Here is a 13432-nt window from a genome sequence, read left to right as displayed (position 1 = left end):
CCCTGACCGCCAACGCCCGCGCACCCCTGACCGCCGGCGGCCGCCCTACCCGCCCGGCCTCGCGCCGAGCCCTTCCCTCGGGCCCGCCGCGGGCGGCCCCGCTGACCATCTGCGCACGACCGTGACCGAGGACGGTCAAGGCTGACCATTGATCGCGCTCCGTGACGGCGCACGCGCCGATACACAGCGTCACCAACCGAACGCGCCCGCCCTGTTTCAGTCATTCCGCACTTCCTACCCCACAGCGCCCCCGCCAGTCCCCTTACCGCCGCTTTGTCACAACACGCCACACAATCGCACAACTCACGAATAATTCCGATCAACCTGCTGCTCGCGTTCGATACTTGATGGGTCATCAATCCATAACGGAGCGAACGGAAGCGATGATTTGAGCAACTGGGTGTAGTGCCGCCTGTACGAAGCGTTATTCTCCTTAGACGCAAACCGGTACCCACGCGTCCCTACGGCGGGTGACGGTCCCGTACTGCACGTGATGGAAGCTCTGCCTCTGGGAGTCCCGTGTACCCACACGTCGGGGTTGACGCCTCGGGCCTGGCTACGCTGCGCGCAACGGTCCTCGACTGTCTGCGCGGCTTCGTCCCCACCGCGTATGCCGTCCCCGCCCTCGCCACCCCCCTGCCCGTCAGCCCAGCCGTCGGCACGGCCACTCAGACCGGCCAGGCCGGCCCGTGCTACGCCCTGGCGGACGGTGGCGCCGCGGTCGGCAGACGCTCCCGCGGCTCCACCCCCACCACCCGGCGCCCCGGCGCCGACAGCGACAGCCGCCGCATGATGGATCTCGTCGAGCGCGCCCAGTCCGGGGAGGCCGAGGCGTTCGGCAGGCTCTACGACCAGTACGCCGACACCGTCTACCGCTACATCTACTACCGCGTGGGCGGCCGGGCCACGGCCGAGGACCTCACCAGCGAGACGTTCCTGCGCGCCCTGCGCCGCATCGGCACCTTCACCTGGCAGGGCCGCGACTTCGGCGCCTGGCTGGTGACCATCGCCCGCAACCTCGTCGCCGACCACTTCAAGTCCAGCCGCTTCCGGCTGGAGGTCACCACCGGCGAGATGCTGGACGCCAACGAGGTCGAGCGCAGCCCCGAGGACTCCGTCCTCGAATCGCTCTCCAACGCCGCACTGCTACAGGCGGTACGAAAACTCAACCCGCAGCAGCAGGAGTGCGTGACGCTCCGCTTCCTCCAGGGCCTCTCGGTAGCCGAGACCGCCCGGGTCATGGGGAAGAACGAGGGCGCCATCAAAACCCTTCAGTACCGGGCCGTCCGCACCCTGGCCCGGCTCCTTCCGGACGACGCCCGCTGACCACCCGTAGCACTCCGGCCACGGCCCGTCCGCCCGTGGGGAGGGCGTAACCCGGGTGCTGCGCCGCTCGTTGTGGGGGATGCAGGCGCCTCGCGGTCGTACCCTGCCCGTGGTCCACTCACTCGATCGGGTGGACGCGCGCTTGGCACGGAACCCCTCGGGTGTCCTGGGGAGTCGACCGTCACGACGAGAGGAGGTGCCGCCTGTGATCGCGAACGTATCGGCACACCGGCGGGCGAACGCCTTCGCCAAGGCCCTGGAGGCCCTGGAGGCCCTGGAGAGCAACCACCAGGCCCCCCGGGACGAGACGCCGCACCAACAGCCAGGCTCCTCATCGGCGGAGAGCGCCGAGCGGAGACGGCTGCTGGCCCTGGCGAACGGGCTGGGCGAGCTGCCGGCACCGACATTGGACCCGGAGGTCCGCACGGCGCAGCGGGCGCAGCTGCTCGCCGCCATGGAAGCGGCCTTCGCCGAGGGCGCGCCACGCGTACCCGAGCAGCGCCGCCGCACCAGCGGCGCCCATCGCGCCAAACCCCCGGTGGCGAGACTGCGCCCCCGTTCCCGCTGGTCCAAGGGGCTTGCGGCCGGGGGGCTCACGTTCGGCGTCGCGGCGGGCGCCTTCGGCGGCGTCGCCGCGGCCAGCTCAAACGCGCTGCCGGGCGACACCCTCTACGGGTTCAAGCGCGGTATGGAGGATCTCAAGCTCGAGATGGCGGACGGCGACGCCGACCGGGGCCGGATCTATCTGGACCAGGCCTCGACACGGCTGAGCGAGGCGCGCCGTCTGATGGAGCGGGCCCGCAGCCGCGATCTGGACCATGACTCACTGGGAGAGGTCCGCCGGACCCTGGCCGGTATGCGCCATGACGCCTCCGAGGGCCACCGGCTGCTGCACCAGGTCTACGAGCGGGACGGCTCACTCGGCCCGATCCAGCAGCTGTCCTCCTTCTCCCAGGCCCACCGCGACGGTTGGAGCCGACTGCGTGAGCAGCTGCCGGTCCAGCTCATGGACGTCGGCGACGAGGTCAGCTCGGTCTTCGACGCCATAGACCAAGAGGTCGGTCCGCTGCGGGCGCTGCTCCCCACGAAGAAGGACCAGCAGGGCCAGTCCGGCCGGCAGACCGGCCACCCGCCCGAGCGCCCCGGCGCGGGGGAGCTGGGCAACCGCTCGGCATCCGCCTCGGCCACCCCGAGCAGCAGCCGCACCGGCGAGACCGCCACCGGCCCGCACCCGTCGTCCTCGACGGGCACTCAGGAGCAGCCCGGCGGTCTGGTGGGCGGCACCGGCGATCTGGTGGATCCGCCGTTGGGCGGCGCGAGCCCCAGCCCGTCCACGGGCAAGGGCGACCCGACCGGCAAACCGTCCCAGCCGGACATCACCATCCCCCCGCTGCTGCCGGACCTTCTGCCGGGCCTGACCCTCGACGGCGACGACACGAGGTGACCACGTCCTGGGGGTGGGTGGTGCGCGCCGCCGCACTCTACCCACCCCCGGACCGCCGGTCAGAAGAACGAGCGGGCTGGGCGGCCGCGCCGCGACACGGTGCCGCGACCCGACAACCTCAGAAGAACACCGACCGCCGCTGCACCAAGAGCTTGTAGAGCGTGTGCTGGATCGTTTCGCGTACCTGGTCGGTCAGATTGAACATCAGCATCGGGTCGTCCGCCGCCTCCGGCGGATGGCCGTCGGTGGGGATGGGCTCGCCGAACTGGATGGTCCACTTCGTCGGCAGCGGCAGCGCGCCCAGCGGCCCGAGCAGCGGGAAGGTCGGCGTGATCGGGAAGTACGGCAGGCCGAGCAGCCGGGCCAGGGTCTTCGCGTTTCCCACCATCGGGTAGATCTCCTCCGCGCCCACGATCGAGCACGGCACGATCGGCGCCCCCGCGCGCAGCGCCGTCGAGACGAAGCCGCCCCGCCCGAAGCGCTGTAGCTTGTACCGCTCCGCGAACGGTTTGCCGATCCCCTTGAAGCCCTCCGGCATCACCCCGACCACCTCGCCGCGCTCCAGCAGCAGCTGGGCGTCCTCGGCGCAGGCGAGGGTGTGGCCCGCCTTACGGGCGAGCTCGTTGACGACCGGGAGCATGAAGACCAGATCGGCGGCGAGCAGCCGCAGATGGCGCTCGGCGGGGTGGTTGTCGTGCACCGCCACCTGGAGCATCAGCCCGTCCAGCGGCAGCACCCCGGAGTGGTTGGCGACGACGAGCGCACCGCCGCTGTCGGGGATGTTCTCGATCCCCTTCACCTCGACCCGGAAGTACTTCTCGTACACCGGGCGGAGCAGGGACATCAGGACCTGGTCGGTCAGGTCGTGGTCGTAGCCGAAGTCGTCGACCTCGTAGTCCCCGGTGATCCGGCGGCGCAGAAAGCTCAGCCCGTGGGCCAGCTTGCGCTCCCAGTCCCCGCCGCCCGGGGCCGGCTTGGGCGGGTCCGGCGGCAGCGGCGGCACGGCCGCGGCCGCCGTCTGGGGACGCTGTTCGGACGCCTCGTCGCGCTGCTGCGGTACGGGCTTGAGCGAGCCCTGGGCGCGGCCGCCGCGTCCCGGGCGCGGGCCCTTCCGTCGGGACCGGGGTTCCTCACCGAACGGAATGACCTTGGCATCCGCCATGGTGGTTGCGCTCCTCACGTCTGGACGCCGGCGGGCAGCAGCGCGGCGAGCCGGTCGATGGTACGGGCGAGGGTCTCGGGCGGGAGGAGTCCGGGGCCGCGGCTGTGCGCGTAGTCCGCGAGGGCACCGGCGGTGGTGTGCTCGGGTTCGAACCCCAGGGTCTCGCGCATCTGGTTGGTGGCCACGACCCGGCCGTGGGTGAGCAGTCGGATCTGCTCGGGTGAGAAGTCGGTGATGCCGAGTGACCGCAGGGCGGTACGGGCCCAGCGCAGAGTGGGCAGCAGCAGCGGCAGGGTCGGGCGGCCGAGCCGCCGGGCGGCCTGGGAGAGCAGCAGCACCCCGTCTCCGGCGATGTTGAACGTGCCGCTGTTGAGCGTGGACCGGCGCGGTTCGGAGGCCGCGATGCGCAGCACCTCGATGGCGTCCTTCTCATGGACGAACTGGAGCCGCGGGTCATAGCCGATGACGGTGGGCAGCACGGGCAGCGCGAAGTACTCGGCGAGCGGTGAGTCCGCGCACGGGCCCAGGATGTTGGCGAAGCGCAGCACGCACACCGCGACATCGGGGCGGCGCCGGGCGAAGCCGCGGACATATCCCTCGACCTCGACGGTGTCCTTGGCGAAGCCGCCGCTCGGCAGGGATTTGGGCGGCGTGGTCTCGCTGAAGACGGCGGGGTCGCGGGGCGCGGAGCCGTACACATTGGTGCTGGACTTCACCACCAGCCGCTGGACCGAGGGGGCCTTCTGGCAGGCGCCGAGCAGCTGCATGGTGCCGATGACATTGGTCTCCTTGACCGAGGTGCGATTGCCGCGCGCCCCAGCGGAGTGCCGTTGATGTCCATGTGGACGACGGTGTGGACGCCGTATTCGGCGAGCAGTTTCCCGATCGTGGGGTGACGGATGTCGGCCCGGACGAAGTCGGCGTCGTCGAGGTGGTGTTCGGGGGGCACGGCGTCCACGCCGATCACCCGTTCCACATCGGGTTCGCGCTGTATGCGCCGGACGAATCGGCCTCCCAGCCGGCGAGCGACTCCGGTGACGAGCACGACCTTCCCCAAGATCAGCGCCTTCCTTCCCACCCTCGTCCGAGCTGGGCTGTGCCGAACACCGTAACCGCTCGATGTTGCCCTGTGATGACCACTCGCCGCGCGGTGTGGCGTTTTAAGCCGGGGCCGGAGGGGCGGCCGTGGCGGAGACCGGTGCGGCGCACGCACCGCAGCCCTTCCACCGGCGGTGGAAGGGCTGCGGGACGAACACAGCGTCGCTTGCTTACTTCTTGTTGCGACGCTGAACGCGCGTGCGCTTGAGCAGCTTGCGGTGCTTCTTCTTAGCCATCCGCTTACGCCGCTTCTTGATAACAGAGCCCACGACTACCCTCGCTCACTTCGACTCACTCGGTGCGGGGCGTCCGAGCCCACACGACCTACATCGGGCCAGCCTACCCGGCGCCGAGCGAACCACGTAATCCGAGGGCCTCCCTAGGCCCGGAAGGGACCTAAGCGGACTCCACCCCCACATAGGACTCGCGGAGGTATTCATGAACCGCTTGCTCCGGGACCCGGAAGGACCTGCCCACCCGGATCGCCGGCAGATGACCGCTGTGCACCAAGCGGTACACGGTCATCTTGGACACTCGCATCACCGAGGCGACTTCCGCCACGGTCAGAAACTGAACCTCGTTCAGAGGCCTTTCGCCAGCAGCCATGACACACCTGAACCTTCCGCACATGTCGGGCACCGGCTTCCCCTCCGGTGACTCCTTGTCGCATGCGCGCTCCTCCCCAGGTTAGGGGCGGGTGATGCAAGTGGGGAAGAGGAGTAGCGATCGGACGCCTACTGTGACAGACACGCTCGATTGAGTACATAGCGAGTAATCGGCCGGTAGTAACCAGACCGCACAGCGTCATCAAGCGGAACGGCGACGGACACCCGCCCCTCGGCCTCCCCGACGAACAGCGCGGGGTCGTCCGTGTCCCCCAGCCCAATGGCCTCGAAGCCCAGCTGACCTGCCCCGCAGACCCATCCGTGGTCCCCGATGACCAGTCCGGGCAGCGGGCCGCCGGACTCCGCGGCACAGCCGAGGGCGACCCGAACCGGGAGCGGCGAATGGCTGTGGGCGCCCGGCTCATTCGCGGTGGGATGAGCGCCGGGCTCCCGCACCATCGCGACTCCCCGTACGTAGGCGAGCCGGTGAGGACGTACGCCGAACCGCGTCGTTATGTCGATACATCTACCCTGCGCGGGGGTGAGCACACGGCAGCCGGCCGCCGAGAGCGCCGACGCCAACGCGGCGTAGAAACCGAGGAGACGGTGGGGATGACCGGTGCCGAGGAGCACGGGCAGCCGGGCCAGGGCGGCGGTGCGCAGCCGGTCCGCGAAGGCATCCAGCGCGGCGATCGTCAGCTCCGGATCGATCACATCCTGACCCGAAGTGTCGGCCGGGTTGACCGAAACCCCACATTTGCCGCTCATCAGGCATAGCACTTCCGTAAAGGACCAGTCGTATTCGGGCTCCAATCCGAGCAGCACCCGGGGGTCCCGGGCGGCGAAGAGCCGATAGCGGCGCAGGCTCTCCTCCCGGCGCGTCGCCACGGGTCCGGCGAGCCGCGCCGCCAGCAGATGCGCGCGCAGCGCGGCGGTACTCAACACGCCTTCGATGCTGGCGGACCCACCCCGCCGGCCGCCGGGATACACCGGCAGACCCCACGGTTGGCGTAACGCCCACCGCATCAGCCCCTCGTCCGCCTCAGCCCCTCGTGCGCATCAGCCCGCCCGTCCGGGCATGCCCCCGCCCCGGCGTTCTCGCGGGCGGTACGGGGGTGGTTCACGGAAGCAGCCCGTGTTGGGGGAAGACCGCCCGGCGCGTCGCCAGGATCGCCTGGTCCAGCCGGTCCGCCGGGTCGTACCCCGACTCGGCGAACTCCCGCCAGTTCGGCTCCCGCCCGTCCGTCATCCGCCGCGGCGCGTCCATCCGGGTCCGCCGGTAGACCTCCTGCCGCCACTCCTCCGGGACCGGCGTCCCGGCCGCCACCGGCCGCCCCGCCGCGATCGCGACCAGATGCGTCCAGGACCGCGGCACCACGTCCACCACCGCGTAGCCACCGCCGCCGAGCGCGAGCCAGCGCCCGTCCGCGTGCTCATGCGCCAGCCGGTGACAGCTCTCCGCGACCGCCCGCTGCGCGTCCACGGTCACCGCCAAGTGGGCCAGCGGATCCTCGACATGGGTGTCCGCGCCGTGCTGGGTCACCAGCACCTGCGGACCGAACGCCGCCAACAGCTCCGGCACCACCGCGTGAAAGGCCCGCAGCCATCCCGCGTCCCCGGTCCCGGCGGGCAGCGCCACATTGACCGCCGAGCCCTCGGCGCCCTCCCCGCCCGTCTCCTCCGGCCAGCCGGTCTGCGGGAACAGGGTCCGGGGATGCTCGTGCAGCGAGATCGTCAGCACCCGCGGATCGTCCCAGAAGGCCGCCTGCACCCCGTCCCCGTGGTGGACGTCCACATCCACGTACGCGACCCGCTCCGCCCCCAGTTCCAGCAGCCGCGCGACCGCCAGCGCCGCGTCGTTGTAGACGCAGAACCCGGACGCGCCCCGGGGCATCGCATGGTGCAGCCCGCCCGTGAAGTTCACCGCGTGCAGCGCCTCGCCGCGCCACACGTCCTCGGCGGCGCCGACCGACTGCCCGGCGATCAGCGCGGACGCCTCGTGCATCCCCGCGAAGGCCGGATCGTCGATCGTCCCGAGGCCGTACGAGCCGTCGGCCGACTCCGGGGCGGCCGAGACCCGCCGCACCGCCTCGATGTACTCCGGCCCGTGGACCAGGCGCAGCGTCGACTCCCCCGCCGGCTTGGCGGCCACCACCCGGACCGCCCGGTCCAGTCCGTACGCCTCCACCAACCGCATGGTCAGCGCGAGCCGCACCGGGTCCATCGGATGCCCGGCGCCGAAGTCGTACCCGGTTACTGCCTCATCCCACATCAACTGTGCGCGGCCGCTCATGCCCGTCACCGTATCCGGCGGGCACAGGGCTGAACGAGCGCGCGTACCGGATCGTCACCAGCACGAGCGCCATCGGCACGAGCATCGCCGCCCGGTAGCTCCACACCCCGCCCAGCGCGCCGACGAGCGGTGAGCCGACCAGAAAGCCCACGTAGTTGAAGATGTTGAGGCGTGCGACGGCGGCATCGGACGCGCCGGGGAAGAGCCGCCCGGCGGCCGCGAAGGTCTGCGGCACCAGGACGCACAACCCGAACCCCAGCAGCGTGAACCCGCCCATCCCCACCCAGGCGCCGGGCGCCGCCGCGACCACCGCGAAACCGCCACCCGCGAGCAGCGTCCCGGCCCGGGCCACGGCGACCGCGCCGAACCGCCGCACCCCCAGGTCGCCGAAGGAACGGCCGAGGAGGGTGGTGACCATGTAGACGTTGTACGGGACCGTGGCCAGCTGCTCGGAGCTGTGCAGTACGTCCTCCAGATACTTGGCGCTCCAGTTGGAGACGGTGGAGTCACCGATATAGGCGAAGGCCATGACGAGACAGAGCGGCAGCAGCAGCCGCATGCTCACCACGGCGCCGTCCTGGACCGCCTCGGCTCCCCCGGCCCCCTCCGTAGTGCCCTGGTGATCCAGGTACCAGTGGCCGGCGATCAGCGCGGCGGGCACCAGGGTGGCGACGACCGGCGCGTAGAGCGCGGGAAGCGGCAGATCCCAGTGCGCACCCGCCCAGGCGAGCGTGGCGCCCGCGATCCCGCCCAGGCTGTACGCGGCGTGGAAGCCGAGCATGATGCTGCGCCCGTACGCGCGCTGAAGACTCACCCCGAGCATGTTCATCGACGCGTCCAGCGCCCCGACCGTCAGCCCGAACACCGCGAGCGCCAGGGCGAGCTGCCACACCGCCGTACCCGATCCGGCGGCGAGCAGGGCGAGGGAGACGACGGGCTGCACCAGACGGAGGACCAGCCCCGGACGCGCCCGCTTGACGAGATGCTCGGTGCCGACGCTGCCCACACCGGCGAGGACCGGCACGGCGGCCAGGAAGAGGGGCAGCAGCCCGTCCGATATGCCGTACCGGTCCTGCAACGCCGGTATGCGCGTCACCAGCAGAGCGAAGACCGCGCCCTGGACGAAGAAGCTGATGGCCAGCGAGGCCCGGCCCTGCCGGAGCCGGCGGCTCGGGCGCGAATCCGTCATGGCCGTGGAGCGTACGGCCCCCGCACTACGTGTGGGTAGAGGTGAGCAGCCCTCGCAGTTCGGCCATATCGGCGAAGTGGGCCAGGGCCGTGGAGAGTTTGGCGACCGGGGTCATGGCGGTGTAGCCGTACACATCCATTCCGGCGGCCAGGGCGGCCTGGACCCCGAGCGGGCTGTCCTCGACGACGGCACAGCGCCGGGGCGCCACCCCCATGCGCTCGGCCGCGTGCAGAAACAGATCGGGCGCGGGCTTGCCCCGGCCCACGTCCTCGGAGCTGAAGATACGGTCCTCGCCGAAGAGGTCGTACAGCCCGGTCGTGCGGAGGGCGACGCGGATACGGTCATGGCTTCCCGAGGAGGCGACGCAGTACGGAATCCCGTCGGCCCGCAGCTTCTCCAGGACTTCGGCGACACCGGCGACCGGCTTCAGCTCGCGGCGGAAGGCGTCGAAGACCCGGCCGTGGAAGGTGGTGTCGAAGTCCGGCGGCAGCCGCCGGCCCGAGCGCTCGAGCACCAGGTCGTGGACGCGATGCAGGGCCGAGCCCATGTAGTCGCGGATGGAGTCCTCGTAGCTGGTGGGGTGCCCCAACTCCGTGAGGTAGGCGGCGAGAAGCCGGTTGGAGATGGGCTCGCTGTCGACGAGCACTCCGTCGTTGTCGAAGATGACCAGGTCATAGCGCATGCGATCAGCCTACAAACCAGCTCGGCTCATGAACCGGCCATGAGAAAAGCCCGGTTGCGAGCCGAAGCTCCCAACCGGGCTTTTCCTAAAATTTGTTCGGCGGCGTCCTACTCTCCCACAGGGTCCCCCCTGCAGTACCATCGGCGCTGAAAGGCTTAGCTTCCGGGTTCGGAATGTAACCGGGCGTTTCCCTAACGCTATGACCACCGAAACACTATGAAGATAACAACCGGAAACAACACGGTTCATTACTTCAGAACCAACACAGTGGACGCGAGCAACTGAGGACAAGCCCTCGGCCTATTAGTACCAGTCAACTCCACCGGTCACCCGGCTTCCATATCTGGCCTATCAACCCAGTCGTCTACTGGGAGCCTTAACCCCTCAAGGAGGTGGGAGCCCTCATCTCGAAGCAGGCTTCCCGCTTAGATGCTTTCAGCGGTTATCCCTCCCGAACGTAGCCAACCAGCCATGCCCTTGGCAGAACAACTGGCACACCAGAGGTTCGTCCGTCCCGGTCCTCTCGTACTAGGGACAGCCCTTCTCAAGACTCCTACGCGCACAGCGGATAGGGACCGAACTGTCTCACGACGTTCTAAACCCAGCTCGCGTACCGCTTTAATGGGCGAACAGCCCAACCCTTGGGACCGACTCCAGCCCCAGGATGCGACGAGCCGACATCGAGGTGCCAAACCATCCCGTCGATATGGACTCTTGGGGAAGATCAGCCTGTTATCCCCGGGGTACCTTTTATCCGTTGAGCGACGGCGCTTCCACAAGCCACCGCCGGATCACTAGTCCCGACTTTCGTCCCTGCTCGACCCGTCGGTCTCACAGTCAAGCTCCCTTGTGCACTTACACTCAACACCTGATTGCCAACCAGGCTGAGGGAACCTTTGGGCGCCTCCGTTACCCTTTAGGAGGCAACCGCCCCAGTTAAACTACCCACCAGACACTGTCCCTGATCCGGATCACGGACCCAGGTTAGACATCCAGCACGACCAGAGTGGTATTTCAACAACGACTCCACCACAACTGGCGTTGCGGCTTCACAGTCTCCCACCTATCCTACACAAGCCGAACCGAACACCAATATCAAGCTGTAGTAAAGGTCCCGGGGTCTTTCCGTCCTGCTGCGCGAAACGAGCATCTTTACTCGTAGTGCAATTTCACCGGGCCTATGGTTGAGACAGTCGAGAAGTCGTTACGCCATTCGTGCAGGTCGGAACTTACCCGACAAGGAATTTCGCTACCTTAGGATGGTTATAGTTACCACCGCCGTTTACTGGCGCTTAAGTTCTCAGCTTCGCCACACCGAAATGTGACTAACCGGTCCCCTTAACGTTCCAGCACCGGGCAGGCGTCAGTCCGTATACATCGCCTTACGGCTTCGCACGGACCTGTGTTTTTAGTAAACAGTCGCTTCTCGCTGGTCTCTGCGGCCACCACCAGCTCCGAGTGCAAAACTCATCACCAGCAATGGCCCCCCTTCTCCCGAAGTTACGGGGGCATTTTGCCGAGTTCCTTAACCATAGTTCACCCGAACGCCTCGGTATTCTCTACCTGACCACCTGAGTCGGTTTAGGGTACGGGCCGCCATGAAACTCGCTAGAGGCTTTTCTCGACAGCATAGGATCATCCACTTCACCACAATCGGCTCGGCATCAGGTCTCAGACATAAGCAAGACGGATTTACCTACCTTGCGTCCTACACCCTTACCCCGGGACAACCACCGCCCGGGCTGGACTACCTTCCTGCGTCACCCCATCACTCACCTACTACAGGTCTGGACCGTCGGCTCCACCACTCCCCTTCACCCGAAGGATCCAGGGCGGCTTCACGGACTTAGCATCGCCTGGTTCAGCGTTGGCGCTTCAAAGCGGGTACCGGAATATCAACCGGTTGTCCATCGACTACGCCTGTCGGCCTCGCCTTAGGTCCCGACTTACCCTGGGCAGATCAGCTTGACCCAGGAACCCTTAGTCAATCGGCGCACACGTTTCCCACGTGTGAATCGCTACTCATGCCTGCATTCTCACTCGTGAACCATCCACAACTCGCTTACACGGCTGCTTCACCCGGCACACGACGCTCCCCTACCCATCACAGCCCCCGTTAGGGGTACATACTGCAATGACACGACTTCGGCGGTACGCTTGAGCCCCGCTACATTGTCGGCGCGGAATCACTTGACCAGTGAGCTATTACGCACTCTTTCAAGGATGGCTGCTTCTAAGCCAACCTCCTGGTTGTCTCTGCGACTCCACATCCTTTCCCACTTAGCGTACGCTTAGGGGCCTTAGTCGATGCTCTGGGCTGTTTCCCTCTCGACCATGGAGCTTATCCCCCACAGTCTCACTGCCGCGCTCTCACTTACCGGCATTCGGAGTTTGGCTAAGGTCAGTAACCCGGTAGGGCCCATCGCCTATCCAGTGCTCTACCTCCGGCAAGAAACACACGACGCTGCACCTAAATGCATTTCGGGGAGAACCAGCTATCACGGAGTTTGATTGGCCTTTCACCCCTAACCACAGGTCATCCCCCAGGTTTTCAACCCTGGTGGGTTCGGTCCTCCACGAAGTCTTACCTCCGCTTCAACCTGCCCATGGCTAGATCACTCCGCTTCGGGTCTTGAGCGTGCTACTCAAACGCCCTCTTCGGACTCGCTTTCGCTACGGCTCCCCCACACGGGTTAACCTCGCAACACACCGCAAACTCGCAGGCTCATTCTTCAAAAGGCACGCAGTCACGACGCAGAGACAAGTCTCTGCGCGACGCTCCCACGGCTTGTAGGCACACGGTTTCAGGTACTATTTCACTCCGCTCCCGCGGTACTTTTCACCATTCCCTCACGGTACTATCCGCTATCGGTCACCAGGGAATATTTAGGCTTAGCGGGTGGTCCCGCCAGATTCACACGGGATTTCTCGGGCCCCGTGCTACTTGGGAAACAAGCAAGCAAGCCACCACGATTTCAGCTACGGGGGTCTTACCCTCTACGCCGGGCCTTTCGCATGCCCTTCGCCTATCGCAATGGTTTCTGACTCACCCAGCCGCCGGCAGACGACTGCAGCTCACTCCCACAACCCCGCATGCGCAACCCCTGCCGGGTATCACACACATACGGTTTAGCCTCATCCAGTTTCGCTCGCCACTACTCCCGGAATCACGGTTGTTTTCTCTTCCTGCGGGTACTGAGATGTTTCACTTCCCCGCGTTCCCTCCACATACCCTATGTGTTCAGGTATAGGTGACAGCCCATGACGACTGCCGGGTTTCCCCATTCGGACACCCCCGGATCACAGCTCGGTTGACAGCTCCCCGGGGCCTATCGCGGCCTCCCACGTCCTTCATCGGTTCCTGGTGCCAAGGCATCCACCGTGCGCCCTTAAAAACTTGGCCACAGATGCTCGCGTCCACTGTGCAGTTCTCAAACAACGACCCGTACCCCGTCACCCACACTCACGTGCAGTACACCGAGACCGGCCGAAGGAACAAGCGAAACCCTCTCGCCCGTACCCTCAGACACCCAACAGCGTGCCCGACACCATCCATCCACTCACCCTGCGTTCCACGCCCCCGAAGAGGCAGTACTAGCAGAGAAAGCATCAAGACGATGCCGAATAGTCAAC

At 67.2% G+C, this 13432-nt stretch carries 9 protein-coding genes, 2 rRNA genes and 1 pseudogene; 2 read left to right on the top strand and 10 right to left on the bottom strand.

Annotated features, from left to right (window positions below; all coding sequences use genetic code 11):
- Positions 1-519 precede the first annotated feature (519 nt).
- A complete protein-coding gene (locus PS467_RS23195; protein WP_311036863.1) occupies positions 520-1326 on the top strand; it encodes an ECF subfamily RNA polymerase sigma factor, BldN family in 807 nt (268 codons plus the stop codon).
- Positions 1327-1531: 205 nt separating this feature from the next.
- Positions 1532-2770, top strand: coding sequence for a DUF5667 domain-containing protein (locus PS467_RS23190; RefSeq protein WP_311036862.1), 1239 nt, complete (start codon positions 1532-1534; stop codon positions 2768-2770).
- 118 nt (positions 2771-2888) lie between these two features.
- Here PS467_RS23190 and PS467_RS23185 read toward each other — a convergent pair whose 3' ends face one another.
- The 10 genes and pseudogenes from PS467_RS23185 to PS467_RS23140 form a co-directional block, all read right to left on the bottom strand.
- Positions 2889-3932, bottom strand: coding sequence for a lysophospholipid acyltransferase family protein (locus PS467_RS23185; protein WP_268973579.1), 1044 nt, complete (start codon positions 3930-3932; stop codon positions 2889-2891).
- A 14-nt stretch (positions 3933-3946) separates the two neighbouring features.
- A pseudogene (locus tag PS467_RS23180) lies at positions 3947-4989 on the bottom strand (NAD-dependent epimerase/dehydratase family protein).
- A gap of 211 nt (positions 4990-5200) precedes the next feature.
- Positions 5201-5299 (bottom strand): 30S ribosomal protein bS22, encoded by a 99-nt coding sequence (locus PS467_RS23175; protein ID WP_003948845.1) that lies wholly within the window; start codon positions 5297-5299, stop codon positions 5201-5203.
- Positions 5300-5426: 127 nt separating this feature from the next.
- Positions 5427-5636: a helix-turn-helix domain-containing protein gene (locus tag PS467_RS23170; RefSeq protein WP_014053989.1), complete on the bottom strand. Its 210-nt coding sequence runs from the start codon at positions 5634-5636 to the stop codon at positions 5427-5429.
- A gap of 128 nt (positions 5637-5764) precedes the next feature.
- Positions 5765-6580 carry a phosphatase gene (locus tag PS467_RS23165; protein WP_311036861.1) on the bottom strand — a complete coding sequence of 272 codons (816 nt, stop codon included), beginning with the start codon at positions 6578-6580 and terminating at the stop codon, positions 5765-5767.
- Between the two features lie 175 nt (positions 6581-6755).
- Positions 6756-7928, bottom strand: a complete 1173-nt coding sequence (locus tag PS467_RS23160; protein WP_311036860.1) for an acetoin utilization protein AcuC — start codon at positions 7926-7928, stop codon at positions 6756-6758.
- Entirely contained in the window at positions 7897-9117 is a 1221-nt protein-coding gene (locus tag PS467_RS23155) for an MFS transporter (protein WP_311036859.1), read from the bottom strand. Before PS467_RS23155 ends, PS467_RS23160 begins: the two co-directional genes overlap by 32 nt.
- Before the next feature lie 25 nt (positions 9118-9142).
- Positions 9143-9799 (bottom strand): HAD family hydrolase, encoded by a 657-nt coding sequence (locus PS467_RS23150; protein WP_311036858.1) that lies wholly within the window; start codon positions 9797-9799, stop codon positions 9143-9145.
- 94 nt (positions 9800-9893) lie between these two features.
- Positions 9894-10010 (bottom strand): 5S ribosomal RNA (gene rrf, locus PS467_RS23145).
- A gap of 72 nt (positions 10011-10082) precedes the next feature.
- Positions 10083-13202: ribosomal RNA gene (locus tag PS467_RS23140) — 23S ribosomal RNA — on the bottom strand.
- Positions 13203-13432 lie beyond the last annotated feature (230 nt).

Origin of the sequence: Streptomyces luomodiensis, from assembly GCF_031679605.1 — a bacterium.
In the GTDB taxonomy this organism is placed as follows: Bacteria; Actinomycetota; Actinomycetes; order Streptomycetales; family Streptomycetaceae; genus Streptomyces; species Streptomyces luomodiensis.
Note: the sequence above shows the minus strand (reverse complement) of the source record. Positions and strands in the feature narration are given on the sequence as shown.

What these genes read in the sequence shown, in the direction of transcription:
- PS467_RS23160 (WP_311036860.1), bottom strand. Translation starts at nt 7,928, where the DNA reads ATGAGCGGCCGCGCACAGTTGATGTGGGATGAGGCAGTAACCGGGTAC.
- PS467_RS23170 (WP_014053989.1), bottom strand. Translation starts at nt 5,636, where the DNA reads ATGGCTGCTGGCGAAAGGCCTCTGAACGAGGTTCAGTTTCTGACCGTG.
- PS467_RS23185 (WP_268973579.1), bottom strand. Translation starts at nt 3,932, where the DNA reads ATGGCGGATGCCAAGGTCATTCCGTTCGGTGAGGAACCCCGGTCCCGA.
- PS467_RS23150 (WP_311036858.1), bottom strand. Translation starts at nt 9,799, where the DNA reads ATGCGCTATGACCTGGTCATCTTCGACAACGACGGAGTGCTCGTCGAC.
- PS467_RS23155 (WP_311036859.1), bottom strand. Translation starts at nt 9,117, where the DNA reads ATGACGGATTCGCGCCCGAGCCGCCGGCTCCGGCAGGGCCGGGCCTCG.